Origin of the sequence: Ligaoa zhengdingensis (genome assembly GCF_014384885.1) — a bacterium.
Lineage (GTDB): Bacteria > Bacillota > Clostridia > Oscillospirales > Ruminococcaceae > Ligaoa > Ligaoa zhengdingensis.
The window spans coordinates 21,304-47,526 of record NZ_JACRST010000018.1 but is presented as its reverse complement, the minus strand read 5'-3'; the positions used below and the strand labels follow the sequence as shown (position 1 = coordinate 47,526).

26 protein-coding genes and 1 other annotated feature are annotated in these 26,223 nt (G+C 60.8%); of the genes, 8 read left to right on the top strand and 18 right to left on the bottom strand.

The genetic code is table 11. From position 1 onward, the window contains the following. A partial coding sequence (locus H8711_RS10695) for a hypothetical protein (protein WP_249283435.1) occupies positions 1-753 on the top strand: 753 nt, incomplete at its 5' end. A gap of 77 nt (positions 754-830) precedes the next feature. On the opposite strand, the gene H8711_RS10690 is transcribed toward H8711_RS10695, so the two are convergent. The 4 genes from H8711_RS10690 to H8711_RS10675 form a co-directional block, all read right to left on the bottom strand. Beyond that, positions 831-1,619 carry a polysaccharide deacetylase family protein gene (locus H8711_RS10690; RefSeq protein ID WP_249283434.1) on the bottom strand — a complete coding sequence of 263 codons (789 nt, stop codon included), beginning with the start codon at positions 1,617-1,619 and terminating at the stop codon, positions 831-833. Positions 1,620-1,971: 352 nt separating this feature from the next. Then, positions 1,972-3,597: a citramalate synthase gene (gene cimA, locus H8711_RS10685; RefSeq protein WP_249283433.1), complete on the bottom strand. Its 1,626-nt coding sequence runs from the start codon at positions 3,595-3,597 to the stop codon at positions 1,972-1,974. 37 nt (positions 3,598-3,634) lie between these two features. After that, positions 3,635-3,931 (bottom strand): Dabb family protein, encoded by a 297-nt coding sequence (locus H8711_RS10680; RefSeq protein ID WP_249283432.1) that lies wholly within the window; start codon positions 3,929-3,931, stop codon positions 3,635-3,637. A gap of 132 nt (positions 3,932-4,063) precedes the next feature. Beyond that, positions 4,064-6,682, bottom strand: coding sequence for a calcium-translocating P-type ATPase, PMCA-type (locus tag H8711_RS10675; RefSeq protein ID WP_283245931.1), 2,619 nt, complete (start codon positions 6,680-6,682; stop codon positions 4,064-4,066). A 207-nt stretch (positions 6,683-6,889) separates the two neighbouring features. Between H8711_RS10675 and H8711_RS10670 the strand changes: the two genes are divergently transcribed. Then, entirely contained in the window at positions 6,890-7,261 is a 372-nt protein-coding gene (locus H8711_RS10670; RefSeq protein ID WP_249283431.1) for an MmcQ/YjbR family DNA-binding protein, read from the top strand. Positions 7,262-7,345: 84 nt separating this feature from the next. Here H8711_RS10670 and H8711_RS14230 read toward each other — a convergent pair whose 3' ends face one another. The 8 genes from H8711_RS14230 to H8711_RS10630 form a co-directional block, all read right to left on the bottom strand. After that, entirely contained in the window at positions 7,346-8,059 is a 714-nt protein-coding gene (locus H8711_RS14230) for a polymer-forming cytoskeletal protein (protein ID WP_249283430.1), read from the bottom strand. A 16-nt stretch (positions 8,060-8,075) separates the two neighbouring features. Then, the gene (locus H8711_RS10660; protein WP_249283429.1) at positions 8,076-9,014 is read right to left on the bottom strand and encodes a polysaccharide deacetylase family protein; all 939 of its coding nucleotides are present in this window, start codon (positions 9,012-9,014) and stop codon (positions 8,076-8,078) included. A gap of 145 nt (positions 9,015-9,159) precedes the next feature. Further along, positions 9,160-10,662: a 4-alpha-glucanotransferase gene (malQ, locus tag H8711_RS10655; protein WP_249283428.1), complete on the bottom strand. Its 1,503-nt coding sequence runs from the start codon at positions 10,660-10,662 to the stop codon at positions 9,160-9,162. A gap of 15 nt (positions 10,663-10,677) precedes the next feature. Further along, a complete protein-coding gene (locus tag H8711_RS10650) occupies positions 10,678-11,157 on the bottom strand; it encodes a YbaK/EbsC family protein (protein ID WP_249283427.1) in 480 nt (159 codons plus the stop codon). Positions 11,158-11,184: 27 nt separating this feature from the next. After that, positions 11,185-12,630: an esterase/lipase family protein gene (locus tag H8711_RS10645; RefSeq protein WP_249283426.1), complete on the bottom strand. Its 1,446-nt coding sequence runs from the start codon at positions 12,628-12,630 to the stop codon at positions 11,185-11,187. Positions 12,631-12,632: 2 nt separating this feature from the next. Beyond that, entirely contained in the window at positions 12,633-13,415 is a 783-nt protein-coding gene (locus tag H8711_RS10640) for an ABC transporter permease (RefSeq protein WP_249283425.1), read from the bottom strand. Continuing rightward, positions 13,405-14,043: an ABC transporter ATP-binding protein gene (locus H8711_RS10635; RefSeq protein ID WP_249283424.1), complete on the bottom strand. Its 639-nt coding sequence runs from the start codon at positions 14,041-14,043 to the stop codon at positions 13,405-13,407. The genes H8711_RS10640 and H8711_RS10635 overlap by 11 nt, the downstream gene beginning before the upstream one ends. A 110-nt stretch (positions 14,044-14,153) precedes the next feature. Beyond that, a complete protein-coding gene (locus H8711_RS10630) occupies positions 14,154-14,678 on the bottom strand; it encodes an amidase domain-containing protein (RefSeq protein WP_249283423.1) in 525 nt (174 codons plus the stop codon). A 119-nt stretch (positions 14,679-14,797) separates the two neighbouring features. Beyond that, positions 14,798-15,051, top strand: a binding site (T-box leader). A 72-nt stretch (positions 15,052-15,123) separates the two neighbouring features. Here H8711_RS10630 and H8711_RS10625 point away from each other — a divergent pair. Both H8711_RS10625 and H8711_RS10620 read left to right on the top strand, forming a co-directional pair. Next, positions 15,124-15,675, top strand: a complete 552-nt coding sequence (locus H8711_RS10625) for a helix-turn-helix domain-containing protein (protein ID WP_249283422.1) — start codon at positions 15,124-15,126, stop codon at positions 15,673-15,675. Between the two features lie 41 nt (positions 15,676-15,716). Continuing rightward, positions 15,717-17,396: an AMP-binding protein gene (locus tag H8711_RS10620; RefSeq protein ID WP_249283421.1), complete on the top strand. Its 1,680-nt coding sequence runs from the start codon at positions 15,717-15,719 to the stop codon at positions 17,394-17,396. 72 nt (positions 17,397-17,468) lie between these two features. Here H8711_RS10620 and H8711_RS10615 read toward each other — a convergent pair whose 3' ends face one another. Both H8711_RS10615 and H8711_RS10610 read right to left on the bottom strand, forming a co-directional pair. Next, on the bottom strand, positions 17,469-18,158 hold the full coding sequence (locus H8711_RS10615) for a hypothetical protein (RefSeq protein ID WP_249283420.1): 690 nt from the start codon (positions 18,156-18,158) through the stop codon (positions 17,469-17,471). Positions 18,159-18,223: 65 nt separating this feature from the next. After that, positions 18,224-18,670 carry a cell wall hydrolase gene (locus H8711_RS10610; protein WP_249283419.1) on the bottom strand — a complete coding sequence of 149 codons (447 nt, stop codon included), beginning with the start codon at positions 18,668-18,670 and terminating at the stop codon, positions 18,224-18,226. A gap of 248 nt (positions 18,671-18,918) precedes the next feature. Here H8711_RS10610 and H8711_RS10605 point away from each other — a divergent pair, with 248 nt between their 5' ends. The 4 genes from H8711_RS10605 to H8711_RS10590 all read left to right on the top strand — a co-directional run bounded on the left by H8711_RS10605 (position 18,919) and on the right by H8711_RS10590 (position 20,540). After that, entirely contained in the window at positions 18,919-19,458 is a 540-nt protein-coding gene (locus H8711_RS10605) for a biotin transporter BioY (RefSeq protein WP_249283418.1), read from the top strand. Then, positions 19,446-19,832: a DUF1284 domain-containing protein gene (locus H8711_RS10600; RefSeq protein WP_249283417.1), complete on the top strand. Its 387-nt coding sequence runs from the start codon at positions 19,446-19,448 to the stop codon at positions 19,830-19,832. The genes H8711_RS10605 and H8711_RS10600 overlap by 13 nt, the downstream gene beginning before the upstream one ends. A 60-nt stretch (positions 19,833-19,892) precedes the next feature. Beyond that, positions 19,893-20,060, top strand: a complete 168-nt coding sequence (locus tag H8711_RS10595) for a hypothetical protein (protein ID WP_249283416.1) — start codon at positions 19,893-19,895, stop codon at positions 20,058-20,060. A 228-nt stretch (positions 20,061-20,288) separates the two neighbouring features. Then, a complete protein-coding gene (locus H8711_RS10590; RefSeq protein WP_249283415.1) occupies positions 20,289-20,540 on the top strand; it encodes a helix-turn-helix domain-containing protein in 252 nt (83 codons plus the stop codon). A gap of 24 nt (positions 20,541-20,564) precedes the next feature. Here H8711_RS10590 and H8711_RS10585 read toward each other — a convergent pair whose 3' ends face one another. The 4 genes from H8711_RS10585 to H8711_RS10570 are packed head-to-tail and all read right to left on the bottom strand — an operon-like array spanning position 20,565 to position 25,912. Beyond that, positions 20,565-20,837, bottom strand: a complete 273-nt coding sequence (locus H8711_RS10585; RefSeq protein ID WP_249283414.1) for a DUF1294 domain-containing protein — start codon at positions 20,835-20,837, stop codon at positions 20,565-20,567. Between the two features lie 6 nt (positions 20,838-20,843). Continuing rightward, a complete protein-coding gene (locus H8711_RS10580) occupies positions 20,844-21,695 on the bottom strand; it encodes a putative ABC transporter permease (protein WP_249283413.1) in 852 nt (283 codons plus the stop codon). Positions 21,696-21,713: 18 nt separating this feature from the next. Then, positions 21,714-22,964 carry a 2-hydroxyacyl-CoA dehydratase gene (locus H8711_RS10575; protein WP_283245930.1) on the bottom strand — a complete coding sequence of 417 codons (1,251 nt, stop codon included), beginning with the start codon at positions 22,962-22,964 and terminating at the stop codon, positions 21,714-21,716. Further along, entirely contained in the window at positions 22,964-25,912 is a 2,949-nt protein-coding gene (locus tag H8711_RS10570) for an acyl-CoA dehydratase activase (protein WP_283245929.1), read from the bottom strand. The genes H8711_RS10575 and H8711_RS10570 overlap by 1 nt, the downstream gene beginning before the upstream one ends. Between the last annotated feature and the right edge of the window lie 311 nt (positions 25,913-26,223).

Below are 26,223 nucleotides of genomic sequence, written 5' to 3'. Positions count from 1 at the left end.
GAAGCGTACCGTGCGGCGCTGGCGGAAGCGGAAGAGCTGCTGAAGGCGAAGGAGCTGACGTGGGAGGAAGCGAAAGCGGCAGCGGAGAATGTGGAAGCGATGGCGCTCAGCCTGGAGCATAAGGTGGATCCGGAGCCTGAGCCGAAACCGGAAGATAAGCCGAGCAAGCCCAACAAGGGAAGCACGAGCCAGGTGAGCGACAGCGACTACTGGTCGGAAGTGATCGAGAAGATCAATGCGACCGAAAAGGGCGGCAAAGTGAATGCGAAGCTGGATGAGGGAGCGAATGTTCCCGCGACAGTGATCGACACCCTGAAGAACAAGGGCGTGACCGGAATCTTCGAGATCGGCGGCAAGGATTACGCAGTGAACGGCGCAGGTGAGCTGAAGGGGTACAATGCGGCGGCAGTGTACTACACCTCCGACGAGATCAAAGCGATGGCCGGAAACGTGCCTGCTGCGAGCGGCAATGCGCCCGCAGCGAACAGCAACCCGGAGACGGGCGGCGAGGTGGCAGCGGCAACACCCGCGGCGCCTGAGGCGGTTGTTCCGGCAGCGCCCGTGGCGCCCGAAGTTCCCGCGGTGATCGAGCCCGCGGCCCCGGCTGAGGCGGAAGCGCCTGCGGCGCAGATCGCACCCGAGGCAACCGAAAGCGACCTGCCGGTGTGGGCGATCGTCGTGATGGCGATTGCAGCCGCAGCGGTCATCGGCGGCAGCGTGTTCGCACTTGTCAAACGCAACGCAAGCAAATAATTTGTCCTCTCTTTTTCCCATTCTATAACCCCAAGCGCGGAAAGGGCCGGTGGCAATCGCCACCGGCCCTTTCCATTTTATCCATCGGAGGAGGAACTCTGCTTTTTATGCTGCCGGCCCTGTACATCGATCTCATAGTCCTCGTAATAGATCATCTCCCCCACCGGGCGGAAGGAATATCCCTCCGCTTTGAGCTGGCGGATGATCTCGGGCAGAGCCTCCACGGTGTTCGCCTTGCCCACATGGAACAGGGTGATGCTGCCCGGCTGCACCCCCTTGAGCACGTTGCGCGTCATCTCCTTGGCGCTCGGGCCCTTCCAGTCGCGGCTGTCGCAGTCCCACTGGATGACGCTGTGCCCGAGCGACTCCGCGACCTCCACCACCGTGTTGTTATACGAACCGGACGGCGCGCGAAACAGCTTGGGACGTACCCCGGTGATGCGTTCAATCGTATCGTCGCAGCGCCGGATCTGCTTTGCAACTTCATCCCGGGATTTCGCCGCCATGTCCGGGTGGGAAAAGGAGTGGTTGCCGAGCTCGTGGCCCGCGTCGTATAGCGCCTTCACGCTGTCGGGGTACTTTTCCGCCCACTGCCCCACCAAAAAGAAGGTGGCCTTCACGTCGTTTTCCTCCAGGATGCGCAGAATCTCCGGCACATCGGCCGCATCCCACGCGCAGTTGAAGCCCAATGCCACCACCTTTTCCTCAGTCTCCACCGAGTAGATCGGCAGCAGACGCTTTCCCCCATCCACAAAAATTGCCTGGCCAATCCGGTTCGCCACCGCCACCGATAGGGCCACACAGACGCACAGCATCACCGCGATCCCGATCAGGCCGCGCTTACCCACGACAAAGTAGTTGTTCACCGTCATCCCTCCCGCATGATCTCTGTTAAAGATATGCGTCCGGGCGCAAAAAAAGCCCATGCCGCAGGGCATAGGCTGGAATATTTGGTCTGTCTCGTCTGCCGGGCCGGTGTTCCGACCACCCGGCAGACTAACAGTAAGATCTATAAACGGAAGCTTCCCGAATTTGATTCTTTGGAATTGATTGTGCGAGCCGCTCATCGCGGCGTCCGCTCCCGTATCGATGTTTTTAGTATAACCGGAAATTGTGATGCGCGGTTGAAAAGAATTTGAACAGTCTGGTAACAATTTAAAACGCGCAGAAAAACACCCGCACCGGCTGCTTTGGCCGTGCGGGCATCCCCGACCGAATTCATTTTTGCCGCTGTGCCCCGCCTGCGGCGATCCCTCCGCAGACCTCCAGGACGCCGTTCCGGTCGTCGCACAACAGCTTGTATTCCACCGAATCGGCCAGCGCGTGCCAGCTCGCCTCGATGATGTCCGCCGACGCGCCCACGGTGGTCCACACCGACGCGCCGTCGGTGGTCTCGATGAGCACTCGCACGATCGACGCGGTGGCCGCGCGCTGCTCCACCACCCGCACCTTGAAGTCGATCAGGCGGGTCTGCGCGAGCGCGGGGTAGAACACCTCCAGCGCCTTGCGCAGCGCGCGGTCGAGCGCGTGCACCGGGCCGTCCCCCTCGGCGGCGGTGATCTCGCTGCGGTCCCCCACGCGAACCTTAATCATCGCGGAAGAAATCTGCCTGTGGGATTCCGACTGCTCCCCGATGATGCGGAAATTCTCGAGCTCAAAAAACGGCTGGAACAGCCCCAACTTTTTGAGCAGGAAAATTTCCAGGCTGGCCTGCGCCGACTCGAACTGATAGCCCCTGTGCTCCAGCTCCTTGAGCGCGTCCATCACCTCCTGGGTCACCGGCGAATCGCGGGTGACCGTGGGGTCGAGCTGCGCCAGGCGGTTGGCCACGGCCGTCCGTCCGGCTACCTCGGAGATGAGCAGGCTGCGGTTGTTGCCCACCCGCTCGGGCGGGAAGTTTTCAAAGCTCGCGTGCAGCTTCTGCACCGCGTCCACATGCATCCCCGCCTTGTGCGCAAACGCGCTCTTGCCCACCACCGGTGTGGAGGCGGGCAGGATGTAGTTGGCGACCTCCGCAATATAGCGGGCGGTGTGGGTGACGCGCCCCATCGCCTCGTCCGTGATGCACCGGCAGCCCATCTTCAGTTGCAGCGCCGGGATCAGGGTGGACAGGCTGGCGTTGCCGCATCGCTCCCCAAATCCGATGTAGGTGCCCTGCACCTGCACCGCGCCGCACCGCACCGCCTCGATCGAATTGGCCACCGCACAGCCCAGGTCGTTGTGGCAGTGGATCGCCACGGGGACATCCAGCTCCCGCCGCACTGCGCGCACGCCGTCGGCGATATCCGCAGGGAAGCTGCCACCGTTGGTGTCGCACAGCACCAGCCGCTGCGCGCCCGCTTGTGCAGCGGCGCGCAGGGTCTCCAAGGCGTAGCCGGGGTCGGCGCGGAAGCCATCGAAAAAGTGCTCGGCGTCGAAAAATACCGTCTTTCCGTGCGAGACAAAATAATCGACGGTGTCGTAGATCATCCGCAGGTTTTCCGCCCGGGTGGTTTGCAGCACATTTTCGACGTGCAGCGCCCAGCTCTTGCCGAACAGGGCGATCACCTCGGTGTCGGCCGCAATCAGCGCGCGGCAGTTCTTGTCGTCCTCCACCGCGATATCCTTGCGCCGGGTGGAGCCAAATGCCACCAGCTGTGCCGAACGCAGCTCCAGCATCCGCACCCGCTCGAAAAACTCGAAATCCTTGGGATTGGAACCGGGGTTGCCCGCCTCGATGTACGGAATCCCCAGCTTATCGAGCTTCCGGACAATATTCAACTTGTCATCCACCGAAAAGTGGATTCCCTCGGCCTGCGCCCCGTCGCGCAGGGTGGAATCGAAAATTTCAATCCGCCGCTCCATCCGTCACGCCTCCCCGGTTGTTCTGATCCGCCCCCGCTTACAGCTCGCAGTCGCACACGGCGCGCGCACAGATCACCTTGTGCACAAATTCCTTCACCGCGAGGTGGGCGGGGTGCTTCTGGTAGACCGCCAGCGCCTCCCGGCTGTCGTGCTCGGCGACCAGGCTGACGTCGTAGCCGCCCTCGGTAAAGTTGAACCCGACCTCGGCGCGGCGCAGACCCTCGACCTGCCCCACCAGCGACTCCAGCTTCTCCTTCATGAGTTTGGCGTTGTCCCATTTGCCGCGCCCGTCGGCCTCCTCCTTCAAATTCCAAAACACGATGTGACGTACCATTGTAAACGCATCCTTTCCCAATCAAGATTACCGCTTTTCATTGTACCCAGTTGCGGCCCGTCCGTCAATGGGCGGAGTGCAAAAACGCCGGGGAAGGCGCGCAAAGGCGCCCTCTCCGGCGGGGATATCACCTTATTTTTTTATTTTGCGGTAGATCGCGCGGCCGAGCTTCTCCAGCTCGATGATTACCACCGGCACAAAGGCCAGCCCCAAAGCGATCAGATAGAGCCGCTGTGTCAGGCGCACCAGACCGAACACCGCCGCAACCGGAGGGATGAAGGCGATCAGCAGGATGAGCAGCATCGACACCGCGAACGCCCCGAGCATATACCAGTTGCTGGTGAGCCCCACCACGAACAGGGAGTGGGTGGAGCGCACATTGAACGCATGGAACAGCTGCGAGACCGCCAGCACCAGGAAGGCCATCGTCTCGGCCGCCTCGATCGAACCGCCCACCGTGTAGCCGATGTAGAAGCCGCTCAGGGTGAGCGCCGCAAACATCAGGCCCTGCAGCACGATGCGCACCCCGAGCCCGCCTGCGAAGATGCTCTCGTTCTTGGGTTTGGGCTTGCGGGACATCACGTCCTTTTCAACCGGCTCCATGCCCAGCGCGAGCGCGGGTAGGCCGTCGGTGACCAGGTTGATCCACAGCAGCTGAATGGCGAGCAGCGGGGACTGCCGCCAGAATAACATCGAGAAGAATACGGTGAACAATTCGCCGATGTTGGACCCCAGCAGGAACTGCACCGCTTTTTTGATGTTGTCGTAGATACCGCGCCCCTCTTTGACAGCGCTGACGATGGTGGCAAAGTTGTCGTCGGTGAGGATCATATCCGCCGCGCCCTTGGCCACCTCGGTGCCGGTCACGCCCATCGCGCAGCCGATGTCGGCCGCCTTGAGGGCGGGCGCATCGTTCACCCCGTCGCCGGTCATCGACACCATCGCGCCGCTGTTCTGCCACGCCTTGACGATGCGGATTTTATCCTCGGGCGAGACGCGGGCGTAGACCGAATAGCGCCGGATGTTGAGGTTGAGCTCCTGCTCGCTCATGGCGGCGAGCTGTGCGCCCGAGATCGCCTCGGTACCGTCGGTGAGGATGCCGAGCTGGCGGGCGATGGCGCTCGCGGTGGCCACGTGGTCGCCGGTGATCATCACCGGGCGGATGCCCGCCTTGATGCAGGTGGCGACCGCCTGCTTGGCCTCCTCGCGCGGCGGGTCGATCATGCCGAGCAGGCCCACAAAGGTGAGCCCCTGCTCGAGCTGGTCGCTGGTGGGGTTCTCGGGCGCCTCGTCGAGCGGCTTGACGGCCACGGCCAGCACCCGCAGCGCGTCCTCGCCCATAGCCGCGTTGACCTCCGCGGCCGCCCGCTCATCAAAATTGACCACCCGCTGGGAGAGCACGTCGAACGCACCCTTGACGATGGCCAACAGCTTGCCGTCGATCCGGTTGACGGTGGTCATCAGCTTGCGGTCGGAGTCGAACGGCAGCTCGGCCAAACGCGGGCAGTCGGCCGCCAGCGCCGCCTTTTCGATTCCATTTTTACGCGCCGCCGCCACGATCGCCACCTCGGTGGGGTCGCCGATCAGCGTCTCCTTGCCGTCCTGCACCTCGATGCTCGCATCGCAGCACAGGGTGGCGAGCCGCAGCAGGTTTTGGATGCGCTCGCTCTCCCCACCGGCGATCTCCTCCACTTCGCCGCCCGCCCAGGCCTTGACGAGGGTCATGCGGTTCTGGGTGAGGGTACCGGTCTTATCCGAACAGATGACCGACGCGCTGCCCAGTGTCTCCACGGCGGGCAGACGCCGGATGATCGCGTTCTTCTTGACCATCCGCTGCACCCCCATCGCCAGCACAATGGCCACGATTGCGGGCAGGCCCTCGGGGATCGCCGCGACCGCCAGCGACACCGCTGTCATAAAGATCTCCATTAGCGGCATACCCGAGAGGAACCCGATGGCAAAGATCACCGCGCACACACCCAGCGCCACGATGCCCAGCGTCTTGCCCAGCTTGGCGAGCTTCTGTTGCAGCGGGGTCTGTTCGTCCGCCTCGTTGTCCAGCAGCTTGGCGATCACGCCCATCTCGGTGTTCATGCCGGTGGCGACAATCACCGCACGGCCGCGCCCGTACACCACTGAGGTGCCTGAATACACCATGTTGCGCCGGTCGCCCAACGGCGCGTTTTCCTCCACCTGGGCAGCCGCGTCCTTCTCTGCAGGCACCGATTCGCCGGTGAGGGCTGATTCCTCACACTTGAGGCTGGCCGACTCCAGCAAGCGCGCATCCGCCGGCACAAAATCGCCGGCCTCCAGCAGGATCACATCCCCTGCCACCAGGTCGGCGGCGGGTACCACCTGCACCGAACCCCCGCGCAGCGCCTTGGCCGTAGGCGCAGCCAGGCTCTGCAGGGCCTCCAGCGCCTTTTCGGCCTTGCTCTCCTGCACCACGCCCAGCGTGGCGTTGAGCAGCACGATGCCCAGAATGATCACCGGCTCGAGGAACTCGGTCTTGTCGTGGCCGCCGAGCGCCACGACGAAGGAGATCACCGCCGCAATCATCAGAATGATGACCATAAAGTCTTTAAACTGTTCTGCAAAGCGTTGCAATGCCGTCTTTTTCTTCTTCGCATTCAGGCGGTTCGCGCCGTCCCGTTGCAACCGCCGCGCCGCTTCCTCCGGCGCGAGTCCGGCCTGTTCGTTCGCCTCGAGCTGCCGCAACACCTCGTCGGCGGTCTGATGATACCAAAGCAAAATTGCACCCTCTCACTCTCTCAACAGTTGTGATTCGTCTCGTCTTACAGTATTCCCCAAAATAGGTGGTTCATAAAACCCCTTTTATCCTAACAGATTGTACGGCAATATGTGTAAATAAAATTGGAAGAATATGAACAAATTGCTTTACCCGTGCGGCTTTCCGGCTTATACTGGGGATATCCGACACAGAAAGGGGCGTTTTTTATGACCCGCCGTGAACTCATCGAATACTGCATGAGCAAACCGGGCGCTTACGAGGACTACCCGTTTGACAAGCTGAATGACGGCACCTCCTGGACTGTGATGCGCCACAGCGGCAACCGCAAAACCTTTGCGCTCATCTTTGAGAGGCAGGGCGGCCTGTGGATCAACCTCAAATGCGAACCGATGCTGGCCGAGCTGCTGCGGAGCGCCTATCAATCGGTGCTGCCCGGCTACCACATGAATAAGGCCCACTGGAATTCGGTCATCGTGGGCGGCGACCTGCCGGAGGAGCGGCTGTTGGAGATGATCGATCACTCCTTTGAGCTGACAAAGCCCAAGGCACCCAGGCGCATCCGGCCGGACGCGCCGTAAATAAACAAACGCGGCGGTGGTTTCGCCGTCCGGCCGGACGCCGGGTGCGAAGCCATCGCCGCACATTTTTCAGTTGGTTATGTATCAGACCATCTTGGGAAACTTGTCGAACAGTCGGTTCTTCTCCTCCGAGGGGCCGGTCATGATTACCTTTCCCTCGAAATACGACCCCTTCTGGATCTCGACGGTGTAAGCGGTAATATCGCCCACGATGACAGCCGTCTCGCCCGCGATGATCGCGCCCTCGGCATTCACATTGCCCATGATGCGGCCGTCGATGCGTGCGTCCCGCACGACCAGATCGCCCATGATCTGCGTATCCGCGGAGATGTTGGCGGAGGTGTGGCAACTGATGTTGCCCTTGATGAGCGCGTCCTGCAACAGCACCCGCTCGGCGGTGACATTGCCCTCCACCTTGCCGGTGATGACCATCTCCTGCTTACAATTGACGTCACCCACCAGCTCGCCGTTGAATTCGATAGCCCCCTCGGACTCGATGCCGCCGCGGATGATCGTTCCCGCCGAGATGACCGTCACATTGGACGTCTCATGGACAGCCTGCGCCGGGATATCCTCCTTGACCGGCCGCACCGTCTCCGCAGGCGTAGCCTTGGCCGGAACCGGCTCCGGAACGGAATGCGATTCGGTCATTTCATCTTTTTTCTTCTTGGCAGACAGCTTCACCTTCTCTGCAACCTCACTGGCCTCTTCGGCCTCCAGCGCAGACTCTTCCGCATCGAGCTGGTTGCCATACACGGTTTCCTGCATGGCGCGTTTGAAATCTTCTTTAAATCCCACCCTGGTTCCCCCTTTGTTATGAAAAATGAATCGGTTTGATCTCGCTCGTCAGCTTGTCAAACTGATATCCTCTCGCGCGCAGCGTCTCAATAATCTCTGGCAACGCCTCGATGGTGCTGGCCTTGTTGACACTGTTGTGCATCAGCACCACCGCATGGTTTTTGTTGCCCACCCCTGTAATGACGTTGCGCACGATCTGATCTTTGGATTTGGCCAGATAGGATGCGTCCTCCGAGGAGACGTTCCAGTCGTGATAGATAAAACCACGGCTTGCCATCTCCATGCGGATATCCTCGGAAAAACCGCTCTTCTCCAGCCTGTCGTTGTCCGACCCGCCTGGGAAGCGATACAGCACCGGCGTCTCGCCGGTCAGCTCCTTGAGCTGGGTAAATTGGCGGTGGAAATCCGCCAAAAACGACTCTTTGGAGGCGTATACCTTCTGATAATCGTGCGTGTAAGAGTGCATCCCAAGCGCGTGCCCGCGCTCCACAATCTCCTTGCAGTAATCCATATATTTTTCGTTGTTGTTGCTCACCACAAAAAAGGTCGCCTTCACATTGTATTCGTCCAGCAGGTCCAGCAGCTCGGGGGTGAGCGCCGACGGCCCGTCGTCAAAGGTGAGGTAGACGGTCGGCTCCTCCTGTACCCGCACCGGATCCTCCCGCCACTCCACAATCATATCGGGGTACAGGTCGGAGAGCGGCTCGCCGCGCCCGCCGTTTTTCACCTGCGCCTTGGTCACGGCAAAATCCGGGTCCTCCTGTGCAAGCGACTGCTCCAGCTCGAGCTGGGTCTCGGTCTCCCGCAGCTTCTGCGAGAGGTTTTCCATCTGTTCTTGAAGCTGGGCGCTTTTTGCAAATACCGACACCATCAGGATGGATGGCACAATCACCAGAGAGATTAAAACGGCTCGGATGCAAATTTTAATTTTTCGCACATTTTCTGGGTTATACAATACAGCTTCCCTCCGCAGCCTTTGCAATCTAATTACCTCTTATTATAAGGGATAAGGAAGGAACCTGTCAAATTTTGCTTCTTGAACAAATTGTGAACATTGTCAAAAATGAATACCAATTTTTGGTATATCGGGCGCAGCTCGCTCATTGGGCCGCAGCTGTGCGGGCGAAACTCTCCCGGCCCCTGCCATGCCGCGCCGTGAGCGCCCGGATGCGCGCGGCGAGCTGCGGGGAGCACTCCCCGGGTAGGGCGCGCCAGCTCCAGCACCCCTCGGCCACCGAAGGGGTGTTCATGCGCGCCTCGCTTCCAAGGCCCAGGAAGTCCTGCATCTGCGCCACAGCCAGCGACGCGCGGGTGGACCAGGCGCACTCGATCAGCTTCCAGTGCACCGGTTCCCCCCGCCGCAGGCGCAGATACTTGCGCGCGAACCGCCGCGTTGCGCTACCGCAGGCGGCATACCACCCGCAGGCGGTGTCGTTGTCGTGGGTGCCGGTGTACACCACCAGGTTGTCGGTGGTGTAGTTGAACGGCAGGTAGGGGTTGCGCCAGTTGGAATCGAACGCGAATTCCAGCACCTTCATGCCCGGGTAGCCGGTGTCGCGCAGGAGCTGCTCCACCGTGGGGGTGAGCAGGCCCAGATCCTCCGCGATAACACGCGGGGAACCGCACGCGCTGTTGATCGCATCGAACAGCCCGACGCCAGGCCCCTTCTGCCACACGCCGTTCTCCGCGGTTTCGTCGCCGTAGGGCACCGCATAGTATTCGTCAAACCCCCGGAAGTGGTCGATGCGGGTGATATCGCACTGGCTGGCGGTGCGCCGCACCCGGCGAATCCACCAGGCGTACCCGTCGCGCTTCATGCGCGCCCAGTTGTACAGCGGGTTGCCCCAGAGCTGCCCGGTGGGCGAAAAGTAGTCCGGCGGCACCCCCGCCACAGCGACCGGGCGGCGGCGCTCGTCCAGCTCGAACAGCTCGGGTGATGCCCACACGTCGGCGCTGTCCATCGACACATAGATGGGGATATCCCCGACGATACCCACTCCATGCCGGTTGGCATACTGCTTGAGGGCCTTCCACTGGCGGTCAAACTCATACTGCACAAAGCTCCAGAAGCCGGTTTCATCCCGCAGCTTGCCCGCCCAGGCGGCCACCGCTTTCGTCTCGCGCATCCGCAGCGGTTCCTCCCAGTCGTACCAGGGGACGCCGAACCGGTCGCGCAGCGCCATATAGAGCGCATAATCGGGCAGCCAGTCGGCGTGCTCGCGTTCAAAGGCCGCAAACTCCTCGCCCGGCGACAAGCGCGACCACGCCCGCTTGAGCAGCGCCAGCTTGCCTGGGATCACCTTGTCGTAATCCACCCGGCGAGGATCGCCGCCGAAATCCACAGCGCCGCACTCCTCGCGGGTGAGCAGGCCCTGCTCGACCAACGCTTCCAGATCGATCAGCAGCGGATTGCCCGCAAACACCGAATAGGACGAATAGGGCGAGTTGCCCGCGCCAGCCGGGGTGATCGGCAGCACCTGCCACCACCCCTGTCCGGCCTGCTCCAAAAAATCGACGAATTCATAGGCGGCCCGCCCCAGCGAACCGATCCCGTAAGGGGACGGCAGGCTGGTGATATGCATCAGGATTCCGCTGCTTCTCACGCATCAACACTCCATTTACTCCTGTTTTTCGGGTTCCTCCGCCTTGGCCACATCGATCCATTGCGCGCCGGTGAGCCCGGCGATCTCCCCGGGCGCCATCTCCACACAGGCGTTGCTCGCGCCCGCCGCGGGAAAGACCGTCTCGAACCGCCGCAGCGATTCGTCGAGATAAACCGCGATGTTCCCCGGCAGGTCGAACGGGCAGACGCCGCCCACCGCGTAGCCGGTGAGCGCAAGCGCCTCCTCCGGGGTCATCATCTTGGCTTTACAGCCGAACGCATCCTTAAACTTGCGGTTGTCGATGCGCGCGGTGCCGCAGGCCAAAATCATGATGTCGCGCCCCTTCAGCCGAAAGGTGAGAGACTTGGCGATGCGGTCGGGCTCGACCCCCAGCGCGGCGGCTGCAAGCGGCACGGTCGCGGTGCTCTGATCCATATACAGCACCTTGTAGGGCAGGTGTTCCCTCTCAAAATATTCTTCTACTTTTGTCTTCATGTCATACCTCATCCCTCTGATAAAATTTTAAAAGCCCCGCTTTTTGAGATCGGAGACGATTTGTACATAGGTTTCCACCACGTCGAACCCGCGGTAATCCTCCCGCTTGAGGTCGATGATGTCCCCGTGCGAGATGCCGCGGCGGCACCGGTTGTGGAACACACCCCGAAATTCCCCCCATTTGGCCGACTCGATGCTCACCAGGCCGTCGTTCTCCCCCTCCACCGCCTTGACGACGCTGTAGGGGAAACAGAGCAGCGAATCGCTGAACAGGCCACCCATCACCGAGGTGTAACTCTGATAGAACACCTCCGGCCGGTCGGGAACCGACCGGTTGAACCCGGCTGCAAACGGGGTGGAAAACTGGCGCACCGCGTGGTAAAAGTCGGGGTCGTGGTCGCCCAACCTGCGGAAATAGGCGTTGACCCCCTTGGCCAACCAGCGGAAAAAGCCGTCGGGCAGGCGCAACAGCTTATCGATCACGAGGGAACCGCGGTGCGGGGTGGACATAGTGGTGAGGGAGGCCACCCGATCTCCCATCCCCAGCGCGCTGATCAGGTAGCGGGAATCCAGTCCCCCCTTGGAATGGGCGATGATGTTGACCTTCTCGCAGCCGGTCTCGCGCAGAATCTCCAAAATATTCTCCTTCATCTCCGCGGCATTGGCCTCGATGGTGCCCCACGCCTCCTGGTGGCCATAATAGACGGTCGCGCCGTTGCGGATGAGCTCCTTGGGGATGCGCCCCCAGTAGTTAAAGTATTTGAGGTCGCGGAAACCCACGCCGTGCACAAGCACCAGCGGGTAACGGGTCCTACAGAGGTCGGAATCCACCCGCGCGCTGCGGTTGACCACCTTGTAGCACTCGTGATCGTATTCGTCCAGCACCACCCGGCAGCAGTAGAGCAGCACCGTCAGATTGATCAGCGGAACCCAGATGGTGAGCAGGATGAGCACCCGCCGCCAGACGCTGAGGCGGCGCGAGGTGAAGAGGATGCGCAGCACGCCGTTGGCCAACAGGAGAACCACCGCCAGCGCGGCGAGGGCCACGTCGGCCGCTAGTATGTACGGGGGCGTCCCCCGGCGCGGCAGCAGAATGCACTCGGCGATGCACAAGGGAATCTGCACCAGCAGCGCGTAAATTCCGAGCAGGATGAGCGCCCGGCCGCGCAGCATCGCACGCAGGCGGAAGGTGTCGCTCTTGCGCCTGATCCACGGCGCGAAGTGGAGGCGGAACCCCACATAGACCACAAGCAGGCAGAAGGACGCCAGCAGCAGCACCGCAGCGGTCCGGCCTGAACCGTGCCGCTGCAGGGCCGGATACGCCAGATAACAGCACATCACCGCGTGCGGCGCCACAGCCAGATAGATCCACTGGAACCAAAAGCGGGTGAGCGGCAGCTTGCCGCAGAAATCCAGCACGATCAACGCGCCGGTCCCCACAATCGCCAGCCAAACCAGAATGATCCAGGACATCTTCAGCGCAACCTCCCATCCTTGGTGAAAAAGGTCCTGTAACCCTGGGTGACAAACAGCACCACGGCCAGCGCCGTGCTTCCCAGGATCGCCAGCATGATGCCGATTTGATATTTGATCGCGGTGAGCGGAAAGGTGCCGGACAAAATCTGCCCGGTCATCATGCCCGGCAGCGAGACGATGCCCATGGTGAGCATGTTGTTCATGGTGGGCAGGATCGCGCTGTCGAACGCGTCGTTGACGATGTCGCGCGCCGCGCGCGCCGGGGTGGCCCCCAGCATCAGCGAATTTTCCACCACCGCGCGGTTGTCCTCCATCGCGCTGCACAGCCGGTTGGCCCCCAGCGAGATACCGGTCATCGAGTTGCCCACGATCATCCCCGAAATTGGAATGACATACTGCGGGTTGAACCACGGGCGCACCCGCAGCACCAGCAGCAGGAACACCCCCGCCACCACGGTGTAGCCGAACACCATCGAGACGCCCACCAGCCGGCGCAGCGGTCCGGACATGGGCGTTTTGACCCGGCGCAGGGCGTTGTGGACGGCGAAGCCGACCATCACCGTGAGCACCAGCAGGGTCAGCCACCAGCTCGGATGCTGGAAGACGTACATCAGCACATACCCCATAGCGGTGAGCTGCACCGTCATGCGGGTGGTGGCGATGAGGATCTGCTTCTCCCGCCGGATGCCGCGCGCCTGAAAGATGACCAGCAGCACCAGCACAAACACATAGGCGATGGCGAGCTGTAAAATGGAAAGATTCATGATCGCGTCATTGTTCATCGCGGTAACCCTCCGTCCTTCCGGCCTCGATGCGGATGGTGGAACCGGGGTATCGCCCGGCCACCGCTTCCGAGTGGGTGACCATGATGAGCTGGCGGTCCCGCTCGCGCACGAATTCGGCCAGGTGGTCCACCAAAAACCGTTCGGTCTCCCGGTCGAGCGCCGAGGAGGGCTCGTCCAACAGGTAGGTCTCCGCGTCCATCAGCAGCACCCGCGCCAGGCACAGGCGCTGCTTCTCCCCGCCCGAGAGGGCGCCGCAGCCCTCGTCCAGGTTCTTATCCAGCCCGACGCTCCGCAGGCTTTCGCGCAGCGCGCTCTCCGGCGCGGGCAGCCGCTGGGAGAGCTCCAGGCCGATCTGCAGGTTGTCCCGGATGTCGCCCGGATAGATCACCGGCGTCTGCCCCAGCATCACCACCCGGCGGCGCAGCTTCACCGGGTCCATCGCGGCGATATCCTCGCCGTTGTATTCAATCTTTCCCTCGTCGGGCGCGCTGAGGCGGTTGAGCAGGCGCAGCAGGGTGGTCTTGCCGCTGCCCGACGCGCCCACAATGCAGGTGACCGGCCGGTCGATGGTCAGCCGGGGGATGTCCAAGATTTTCTTATATTTGAGCCCTGTGATGTGAAACATACCATTCGTTTCCTTTCCACATTTTCCTATTGCATTATAACACCATAGACGGCGCTCGACAACGAAAATCGCCGGCGGGCACAGCCTGCCCGCCGGTGAACGCCAGAGGGCTATTCGACCCCCTGCATATAACGCACTCCTTCGATGTGGATGAAGCGGATGCTGCGAAAGTTGTAGCTGGAGAGCGGGCGGCAGTCGCAGTCGTTGGTGTGCGCTGCGATATGGATGTTGTCCAGCGTGGGGATCTCCCCGCCGACCGATACGATAACCGGCGTGTGCTGATACTCCGCGCGGGTGAGCGCGAGCTGCACCACGTCGCCGGGCTGCGCCTGTTCGATGGGGACCTCCCGCCCGTAGGGACCGACCCCCTCGTTGGTGGTGAGAAAGTTGTATAGGTATTGTACCCCTGTCCAGGCGGGGGCGCGGTCGCTGACGCTGATGTAATACCAACCGAAGGTGGGGGTATAATTCATAATTCCCGCACCGGCAAAGATACACTGGGAGGCGAAGTTGGTGCAGTCCCCGCCGATGTCCTGGAAGTTATAGTAATTGGGGTTGCGGAAATAGGCCCACTGATGGGCGTAGGCCACCGCTTTATCCCGGTCATAATTAAATTCGCGCAGTTCATATCTCATGGCACGCGTTCCTTTCCGATAGAGTGGCTCACTCTCAGGATATGCCGGCTGGAAAAATTTTGTGCCCCCGCTTGACAATGCCGCGCACATCTGCTAAGATTAACAACAAATCGAACACAGCAGAAGCGACGATGAGGAGGAGTATCTGTTCACCCGACGCGCAGAGAGGGAACGGCTGGTGTAAGTTCCCGGGAAGGAAACAGAGAAGTAGCCTCGGAGCTTTGAACCGAACGGAAATTCCCAGTAGGCTTCAACGGCGATTTCCCCCGTTACAGGGAAAGCGGTATCGGAGCGTGGCTCCCGTACCCGCAGAGTGCGGAGGAACTTCCTCCGAAGTTAGGTGGTACCACGGACGTTTCAGTCCGCCCTAAGCGAAATGCTTGGGGCGGGCTTTTTATTTTATTTCTAAAAAATCAACACAATACCGAGAAAGGATGCGTGTCTTATGGAACAGCAAATCAGGGAGCTCACCGACCGGATTCGGGAACTGCGCGAGGTATGCGGCTACACCGCAGAACAGCTCGCCGAGGAGCTCGGCATCGACGCCATGCTCTACAGGAGCTACGAAACCGAGGGGCTCAACATCCCCATCAACATCATCTTCCAGATCGCCAACAAATTCGGGGTGGATTTTAACGAGCTGCTCACGGGCGAATCGGGCAAGCTGGACACCTACCATGTGGTGCGCAAGGGCGAGGGGCGCGACACCAACCGCTGCCCCGGTTACCGCTTCAAGGATCTCGCCTACCGCTACGGCCACAAGGTGATGCAGCCGCTGCTGGTCACCCTGGACCCGTCGGACGCAGTGGCGGACCTCATCACCCACAGCGGACAGGAGTTCAACATGGTGCTGGAGGGCACCATCAAGGTCACCTTCGACCAGAAGGAGATCATCCTCCACACCGGCGATACCATCTACTTCAACCCCACCCATCCGCACGGCCAGTCCTGTGTGGGCGACCAGCCGGCCGTGTTTCTCACCGTCATCGCAGAATAATCCGCGGGGCGAACCAACATTTATTGCAGGAGTGATATCAAATGTCTGTGTTAGACCGTTTTCTGCCCCGCCAGGAGTTCAGCTCCTACGAGGATTTTAAACAAAACTACACCGTGAACATCCCCGAGCACTTCAATTTCGGGTTCGACATTGTGGATGCCTGGGCGACCGAGGACAAGGCCAAAAAGGCGCTGGTTTGGTGCGACGACCATGGCGGCGAGCGCATCTTCACCTTTGACGAGATCAGCCGCCTCTCCAACCGCGCGGCCAACTTTTTTAAGGCCAATGGGGTGCGCAAGGGCTCGGTGGTCATGCTGATCCTGCGCCGCCGCTGGGAGTACTGGGTCGCCGCGGTGGGCCTGCACAAGCTGGGCGCGACCCTCATCCCCGGCTCGCTGCAGCTCTCCAAAAACGACCTCGCCTACCGCGCCAACGCCGCGCAGATCGCCATGATGGTGTGTGTGGACGACGATTATGTGGTGGAGCAGGTGGAGGGCGCGCAAAAGGAGGCCCCCTCGCTGCGCACCCTGGTGCTGGCGGGCGACGGCCACCGCGAGGGCTGGCTCAACTTCGATGAGGAGATCGCCAAATATCCGGAGGCGTTCCCCCGCCCCACCGGTGAGGACGCCACCGACAACAGCGACATCATGCTCATCTACTTCACCTCCGGCACCACCAGCCACCCCAAGATGGTGCAGCACACCTTCACCCATCCGCTCGGGCACATTGTCACCGCCAAATACTGGCAGCGGGTGCAGGAAAACAAGCTGCATATGAGCGTCTCCGACTCGGGCTGGGCCAAGTTCGGCTGGGGCAAAATTTACGGCCAGTGGTGCTGCGGCGCGGTGATCTTCGCTTACGACATGGATAAGTTCGTGCCGCTGAAGCTGCTGGAAAAGCTGGAGCACTACCGGGTGACCACCTTCTGCGCGCCACCCACCATGTTTCGCTTTATGTTGCAGGAGGATGTCTCAAAATTCGACCTCTCGTCGATTGAGACCTGCTGCAACGCGGGTGAACCGCTCAACCCCGAGATCTGGCGCAAATGGCTGGATCTCACCGGCGTCAAGATGACCGAGGGCTTCGGCCAGAGCGAATCCACCGTGCTGCTCGCCAATTTCCCGTGGTTCGAGCCCAAACCCGGTTCGATGGGCAAACCCTCCCCGATCTATGACATCCGCCTGATCAACACGGACGGCCAGGAGTGCGAGGACGGCGAGGAGGGCGAAATCTGTATCTTCGGCGTCGATAAAGAAATCCCCGTCGGCCTGTTCCACGGCTACTACCACAACGAGGAGCAGACCCGCGAGGCGCTGGGCGGCAAGTGCTACAACCTGCACGACGTGGCCTGGCGGGACAGCGAGGGCTACTACTGGTTTGTTGGCCGCAACGACGACGTGATCAAGTGCTCGGGCTACCGTATCGGCCCCTTTGAGGTGGAAAGTGCCCTCATCGAGCACCCCGCTGTGGTGGAATGCGCAATCACCGGCGCGCCCGACCCCATCCGCGGCCAGGTGGTCAAGGCCACAGTGGTGCTCGCCAAGGGCTACACCCCCAGCCCCGAGCTGATTAAGGAACTGCAAAACCATGTGAAGCACACCACCGCGCCCTACAAGTATCCCCGCATCATCGAGTTTGTAGACGAACTGCCCAAGACATTGGGCGGTAAAATCAAGCGGGCCCAGATCCGCCGCGCCGACGCGGATGGGGCTCAGCCGTAACACAGCACCCCGACAAAAGGGCGCGCATGGAATCCCACATCCATGCGCGCCCTCTTTTTGCTGCGCGGCAGATCAGTAATAAAATTTGATGAATTTGATGCTGTAAAAATCGCAGGCGACGATGTCGTTGGTCTCGAACTCGTTGAGCAGGATGTAGTTGGCGCCCACTCCGACCAGGGTACCCGAGCGGACATCCATGGTGCTGGTTCCGATCAGGAAGGTGACGGTGCAACTGCGGCCGAGTTGGGTGAGCAGGAAACCGTTGAGATACTGCAAGCTCTCCAGGTTGATGGCGGTGGGTTGGTTGCCCAAGCTGATGGCGGTGAGGCCCGGCAGTTCGGGCTGGCCGCCGGCTGTCAATTGGGCGAGGGTGATGGGATTTTCCTGGCCGCCGGCCTGCGCGGAGGCGGCGCTCGGCGCGGAAAGCCCCAGATCGGCGATATTGGATGTGCTCTCTGTGGGCGGAAGGCCGCCGGGCAGCGGCTGCTGGCTGGTCAAGGCGGGAGAGGTCAAAGCGGTGCTTCGCCCCAGCTGATTGGGGTTCATTCCGGCCGAGATCATCTGCTGGTTGGGCACACCTGCGGCGCCTGCGGTGCGGGCAGCCGTGTCGGCATTAGTATCGATCCCCTGCTGCCACCACAAAAAAGGGTTGTTGCCGCTCACGGTATCGGATGCAAACGCCCGCGTGGAGACAGGCGGCTGGCAGTTGGGGCAGCTCTGCTGCATGGGGGAAACCCAGGGATTGCTGGTTAAATCGTTCATAAGTACACTCCTTTTCTCTGCATGGATCGGCGCGCAGCGGCGCCATCCGGATTATGTGCGTTCGGTCAGGTGTCTTTGTAGAGTTCGGTGGGGATGTAGAAACAGTGCTGATTGATCCGGTTATGAATGACTCCGATGCGGTTCGGGGGAAAATATGGGGCGCATTCTGGGCTGTATGGGTTGTAAAAGAACAGCGCGTTCGCCACTGCGCTCAGCCTTCCGCCGCCCAGCGCCCAATCTGCAATCTCATAGTGGATCGCCTCAGGGCTCATATTCCAAATATTCTGCGGGTTATAACCGCTGCTCAGGGTATCGGTCATACAGTTGAACTGGCCGCGCTGCTCCATGATGTTGCGCACGTTGCCGCCCTGGCTGACGCGAAAAAATTCCCCGTACGGCACAGTGGCGCGGTTCATAATCACGGTGGCCACCGCCCGCATTCCGGCCTCTCCCTCGCCGCCGGCCTCGCACTGAATCAGCCTCGCCATCATCTCCCGGTCGCTGAATGGCATGGCAAGCTCCTTTCCGCCGCCCTGCTCCGGCAAGGATGGTTTTGCACCGCCCGCCCGATGCGCAGGGCTGGGTTGACCGGACGGGATGGAAATGCTCCGGACGGTTCCGAGCGCATTTCCCACGGTTTCTTTTTATTATATGGGCGGTTTCTTTTCGGTGCTACTCGGCTGGGCTTGACAAGCCGGACCGGCCGTGCTATCATCATCGTAAACCTATTTATATTTTTAAGTTTACAACGGAGGAAACCATGAAGACAACAGTCGCCACACGCAAAATCACCCTCTGCGCCCTGTTTGCGGCGCTCACCGCGGTCTGTTCGCAGATCGCCATTCCCCTGCCGCTCATTCCGATCAATCTCGCCCTGTTCTCGGTTTATCTGGCGGGCGGCCTGCTCGGCGCAGGCGCCGGCACTGTCAGCCAGCTCGTATTCGCGCTGCTCGGCGCGGTGGGCGTGCCGGTATTTCAGGGCTTTACCGGCGGCCCAGGCGTCCTGTTCGGGCCCACGGGGGGCTACATCATCGGTTACCTCGCCGCCGCCTGGCTGACCGGCTGGCTGAGCGCCAAATGGGGATACACCTTCTGGAAGCTGGCCGCGGCGATGGCGATCGGCCTGGCGGCGTGTTATCTATTCGGCACCGTATGGTTTATGATTCTGATGAAAAATGGGCTTGTAGCCGCGCTGGGCAAATGTGTTCTGCCCTTCCTGCCGGGCGACGCGGTCAAAATCGCGCTGGCCGCAGTGCTGGTCAAGCGGCTTCACCCGCTGCTGGCGCAATGGATCCGCTGATTTTGCGGCCGCACCACGGCCTGTGTCTGCTGCACTTTGTCGGGGAGGGATACAGCGGCGGGTTTGTGGTAAATATGGCCGCCATTTTAAAGGAGCTCGGCCGAAATCCAGGGCAAGTGGTGCGGCTGCTTCCGCAAACCGACTGCCTGTGCGCGCGCTGCCCGCACAACCGATGCGGGGAATGCGCCTCGGGGCAGAAGGTGCTGGATTACGACCGCGCCTGCCTCGAGCGGTGCGGGCTGGAAGCGGGCGCGGCGCTCCCCTGGCAGGAGTACCGCAGCCTTGTGGAGCGAAACATCCTGCGGCGGGGCGCGCTGACCAAGGTCTGCCGGAACTGCCAATGGCTCGAACTGTGTCTGAGGCAGCGCGGATAAACAGGGGACATCCTGCAAACACTGTGTATACGACGCCAACACAGAAAGGATGGATGATCCGTGGCAAAGGCAGGCATGAGGCGGCCCGACCCCAAGGAGCCGCACGGGACTAAGAGCAACCACAAGACCCACTTCAAAAAGAACGAGGCACCGCCGGTGCCCGAAATTCAGGGCAAGGCGAAGAGCGGCAAGGAGAAGGCGGGGCCAGTCAATCCGCCGTCGTGGTAATATGCAAAAAATGAGGGCGCGAGCAGATGCTCGCGCCCTCATTTTGTTTGCTCAGACGATACCGGAACCCCAAAATTTTATTTACGTTTATGTGACGTGGCTTTGCCACAAATTCATGATATAACATGGATACAAAACGGATTTATTTTGCATCCAAATCAAACATTTCACCGTGATCTTGTGTTATAACAACCCTCAAGAACTATTTTTACAGAAAGGTTGACCTAAATGGAATCGGAAATTTTCGGCAGTGTCCATTGGAACCTGGGGCGGTTGATCCAGGGGAGCAAACTCAGCAAAAACAAAATTGCCATGCGGGCAAACATCCAACGCGCACAATTGACCCGCTACTGCAACAAACCCATCCAGCGGATTGACCTCGAAGTTTTGGCACGCCTTTGCTTCACATTGAACTGCTCGGTCGCGGATCTTTTGGAGTATCAGCCCCCGGAGTGCTCGGAACAAGAAAATGAGGCGTGAGCAAAATGCTCGCGCCTCGTTCCCTTATCTCACAAAATAGTACCAATACGCGCCTGCCAGCGCCAACTGCAGCAGCAGGATGGCCGGGACGCCGAACTTAAATTTGGGCTTGCGGGTCTTGTGTCGGAACAGCACCATGGCGAGCCAGCAGCCCGGCGAGCCGCCGGCGGCTGCTGCAAGCAGCAAAATCCGCTCCGGGATGCGCCGCTGGTGCGCCTTGGCCAGAAACTTATCGTAGCCATACAGCACAAACCCCACTACGTTGACCGCCGCGAGATAATTCCAAAAAAAGTCCATCGTCTTTTAATCCTTACCCTTGTTGTGTTTATTTTGGCGGCGGACTTCACGCATTTCGCGGATAGCCTCGCGCACCTTCTCCATCACCGTCTCATCCCGCGTGGAGCGCAGGTTGGGGAACGCGTCGATCAGGCGGCGGTGCAGCAGCCTGCTTTCCGAGGAGAGCTCCGCAATCCTCGCCTTCATCTGTTCGATGCGCTCGGCTGCGGCGGCGCGCCTGGCTTCCCAGTCGCGATCCTCCCGCAGCTGCTCCAGCTTCTGCTCCAAGCCCTGCTGGAACTGGTCGCGGTAGCTGTCGGTGCGCTCCTTGAGCTCGGCCGCCGCCAAGCGAAGCTGCTCCAGCTTGCCCGACACCTCCAAGGTGGTGCGCACCGAAATCCAGCAGTCGCAGGCGAACATACCGAGGATCACACCAGCCAGCATGGCCTGCCCCAGCGGCGGGATGCGCCCCACTCTGGCTGCCACATGGGGATGAATCCCCATCACCACCACGACACACAGCAGACCGAACAGCACCGAGTTGAGCAGACACACCCGCCCGTGGATGTTGAAGCGGTAATGGGAATAATCCCACCACTTCATATGGAACAGCTTTTCCAGGATGACGCTGGTGAGGTATTCCAGCGCGCTGGTGAGCACCATACCGGCCAAAAACACCAACACCGCCCGATCCGCCACCGGCTGGAGCGCCAGGATGACCAGCAGCGCGCCGAACCCGTACACCGGGCAGACCGGCCCGGCAAGGAAGCCGCGGTTGATGAACTTCTTCGCGGGGACCGAACAGTAGACGCATTCGCACATCCAGCCCAAAAAGCTGTAGATGGTGAAATAAAGAATCCCTTGGCAGATCAGTTCCATCGGTCACACTCCATTTCGTCAAAAGGAGGCGTTCGCGAGCATCAGCTTGATGCGGTTCTGCTGGTTGACCTCGCTCGCGCCGGGGTCGTAGTCGATCGCCACAATGTTGGCGTCGGGATGCTTCTGTTTGATCTCGTTGATCATGCCCTTGCCCACGATGTGGTTGGGCAGGCAGCCGAACGGCTGGGTGCACACGATGTTGCGCACCCCTTCGTGGATGAGCTCGGCCATCTCGACGGTGAGCAGCCAGCCCTCGCCCATCTTCACCCCATGGCTGATGTACTGGCTGGCGAGCCGGTTGGTCTCGGGGAACGGCATGGGCGGGTCGAACACCCCGTGGCGCTTGATCGCCTCGATCATATCCCGCTGCTTGGCAACGAAGTAGTCGTAGGCGATCCCGTTGATCCGGCTGGTCAACATCTTGCCGCCGTACAGCTTGCGATCCTCGATGCCGTTGTAGATGCAGTAGAGGCAAAAGTCGATGAGCCCGGGCACCACCGGCTCCGCGCCCTCCGAGAGCAGGAAGTCCTCCAGGTGGTTGTTGCCCATAGGGGAATACTTGACGTAGATTTCCCCCACAATGCCCACCCGCACCTTCTTCTCCCCGGTCTTGGGGATAGCGGCGAAGTCCTCGAGGATGCGCGGATAGAGCGCTTTCATCTTTTTGTAGCTCACCAGCGCCCCATCCGACCAGCTCGTCAGGATGATGTCCAGCCAGCGCTGCACCAGAGCGTCGGTCTCGCCGGGGTTTCGCTCGTAGGGCTTGCATTGGTTCTTGATGAGCATCAGGAAGTCGCCCATCACCACCGCGTACACCAGCCGCAGGATCATCGGCAGGGTGAGCTTGAAGCCCGGGCTGCTGTCCAGCCCGGAGAAGTTGAGCGAGATGACCGGCACCTGCCCAAACCCGCTCTTTTTGAGCGCCTTGCGCAACAGGTAGATGTAGTTGGAGGCACGGCAGCCGCCACCCGTCTGGGTAATCATCAGGGCAACCTTGTCGGGGTCATATTTACCGCTCTTGAGCGCGTTAATCATCTGCCCGATGACCAGCAGTGCCGGGTAGCAGGTGTCGTTGTGGACGTTCTTGAGCCCCTCGTTGATGACATCCCTGCTGTCGTTTTCCAGCAGCTCAGTCTTGTAGCCGAAGGAATTGAGGATGCGCTTCATCAGTGTGAAGTGGATCGGCAGCATCATCGGCAGCAGGATGGTGTGGGTCTTTTTCATCTCCTCGGTGAACACCGGGTAGGAATCAAACTCATTTTGCTGCATCACGCATCCCTCCTTTTCGCCCGGCGGCGGCGTTCCTCCACCGCGCCCAGCAGGCTGCGGATGCGGATTTTGACCGCGCCCAGGTTGTTGATCTCGTCAATTTTGAGCTGGGTATACAGCTTGCCGCCCCGCTCGAGGATGGCGCGCACCTCGTCGGTGGTGATCGCGTCGATGCCGCAGCCGAACGAGACGAGCTGCACCAGCTCGGTGTCGTCGTGCATGGTGCAGTACTTGGCGGCGTTGTAAAGCCGCGCGTGGTAGGTCCACTGGTTGAGCACGTTCACCTTCTGCGGCTCCACCAGGTCGGCCACCGCGTCTTCGGTAAGCACCACGATGCCAAAGGAGGAGAGCAGCCGGTCGATGCCGTGGTTGATCTCCGGGTCGATGTGGTACGGCCGACCGGCCAGCACCACCATCTGTAAGCCGTTTGCGCGGGCATAGGCGATCGCCCTGGCGCCCTCCGCTTTCAGGTCGTCCTGCCAAGCATAGTACGCGGCATAGGCCTTTTTGGCCGCGGCTGAAACCTCCCGCTGGGTCAGGTCGGTGTAGTAGCCCTTAAAATACTGGTAGGCTTTTTTCTCAAAGTCCTTCGGCCGGTGCAGGCCAAAGTATGGGTAGAGGAAGCGCACCGTTTGCAGCTTGGTGATGTTGGCGCGCATCAGCTCCGCATAGTAGGCCACCACCGGGCAGTTGTAATGGTTGTCGCCCTTGTGCTCGTCGAAATTGTAGGTCAGGCAGGGGTAGAAGATGGTGTCCACCCCTTTTTCAAACAAGCTTTCGATGTGCCCATGCATCAGCTTGGCGGGGTAGCAGGCAGTGTCCGACGGGATGGTGTACCGCCCCTTGCCGTAAAGCTCGGTGGAGGAGACATCCGAGAGCACTGTCTCGATGCCCAGCTCCTCGAAGAAGGCGTGCCAGAACGGCAGATTCTCGAACATCGCCAGCCCTAGCGGGATGCCGATTCTGCCCCGTCGGCCGGGGGTGGATTTCAAGTTGCGGATGCGGTCCATCTTGTAGGCGTACAGGTTGGGCAGCTCTTTCGCCTTGCCCACCCCGAGCGGCCGCTCGCACTTGTTGCCCGAGATGAACCGCCGATTGCCTGAAAAGGTGTTGACGGTGAGGTTGCAGTGGTTGGTGCACAGCCCGCACTGGGCCGCCTTGGAGGTGTGGGTAAACGCCGCCAGCTGGTCGGGGCGCATGGTGGCGGTTTCGGCCAGCTCCAGCTCGCGCCCGTAGAGCGCCGCGCCGTAGGCGCCCATAAGTCCGGCGATGGTGGGGCGGATCACGTCCCGCCCGATCTCCTTTTCAAAGCTGCGCAGCACCGCATCGTTGTAGAAGGTGCCGCCCTGCACCACGATGTGCTCACCCAGCTCGTCGGCGCTGTGCGCGCGGATGACCTTATAGATCGCGTTTTTGACCACGCTCATCGAGAGGCCGGCCGAGATATCCTCCACGCCGGCGCCCTCCTTCTGGGCCTGCTTAACCGACGAGTTCATAAACACGGTGCAGCGGCTGCCCAGATCGACCGGGTACTGCGAAAAAATTCCCTTCTGCGAAAACTCCGCGATCTCGTAGCCCATGCTGCGGGCGAACGTCTCGATGAACGAGCCGCAGCCGGAGGAGCACGCCTCGTTGAGCATGATGCTGTCGATCGAGTCGTTTTTCACCTGGAAGCACTTGATGTCCTGCCCGCCGATGTCGAGGATAAAATCCACGTTGGGGCAGAAAAAGCGCGCGGCCTTGAAGTGGGCCATCGTCTCCACGATGCCCGCGTCGATGCCGAAGGCGTTTTTGATGAGCTCCTCGCCGTAGCCGGTGCAGACGCTGGCGCGGATGTTCACCCTGCCGCCGCACAGCCGCCACACCTGTTGGAGCTGTTCTTTGATGATATCCACCGGATTGCCCCGGTTGGAGCCGTAATATTGGTAGAGCAGCTCGGCCTGCTGCGAAATCAGCACAACCTTGGTTGTGGTGCTGCCACAGTCGATGCCGAGGTATGCGTTCCCCTCATAGCTCTCGATCGCCCGCTCGGGCACGGTGGCCCGCCGGTGACGCTCGACAAACGCCTCGTAGTCGTCCTCGTCGGCGAACAGCGGCTCGAGGTAGCGCGCGCTATGCACCTCGTTGGCGGTGTCCTCCACACGGGTGAGCAGCTCGTCAAAGGTGAGCTGCTCCGCGCTCTGTTCGGAAAAGACAGCCGAACCGATCGCCACCGAATACTGCCCCAGGTCGGGGAACAGTGCGTTTTCCGGCGAGAGGTGCAGCGTCTCGACAAACCGCTTCTGTAGCCCCTTAAAGAAGTGCAGCGGCCCGCCCAAAAAGGCGATCTTGCCCTCGATGCGCCTGCCCTGCGCCAGCCCGGTGATCGTCTGATCGACCACCGCCTGGAAGATGGAGGCCGCGATGTCCTCCTTGGCCGCGCCCTGGTTGAGCAGCGGCTGGATATCCGACTTGGCGAACACACCGCAGCGCGACGCGATGGGATAGAGCCGCTGCGCCCTCAGGCTGAGCTGGTCGAGCTCGTCCGTGGTCACATCCAGCAGGGTGGCCATCTGGTCGATGAACGCGCCGGTGCCGCCCGCGCAGGTGCCGTTCATGCGCTCCTCCAGCCCGCCGGTAAGAAAGAGGATTTTGGCGTCCTCGCCACCCAGCTCGATGACGATGTCGATTGCCTCGCCCGAATGCCGCACCGCCTCGCCGGTGGCGAACACCTCCTGGATGAACGGCAGGCCCGCGGCCTTGGCCACGCCGAACCCGGCTGAACCGGAGATAGCCACAGTAAACGCGCGCTCCCCGATCGCCCCGCGCGCCAGACGCAGCATTTCGGCCGTCTTCTGGCGCACCTGCGAAAAGTGGCGCTCGTAATGCTTCATGGTGATAACCCCGTCGTCCATCACCACAACCTTGACGGTGGTGGAACCGATGTCGATACCTACGCTGAGACTCATATATGTACACCTTCTTTGTTATCCTTATGGCAGGCACCGATATTTTATGTGCCGCCGGGGTATTCCCCACAATGGTGCAAAACACCCCAGAATAGTTTATTTTACCGCTTTTTTCGCGCAAAGGGCAAGAAAAATAGCGTTTTCTTTATATAATCTTTACACCAAAGACACAATCCGCCCCAGTGTGTCTGTTGCAAATGCAAAAGCAGACAAAAACCATCTCATTACTAGGATATTATAGCATTTCGCGCCGCGCGCCTCCATTCGTACACTCGCCAAATAATCGCATTTCCAGCTAAAATTCTGGTACA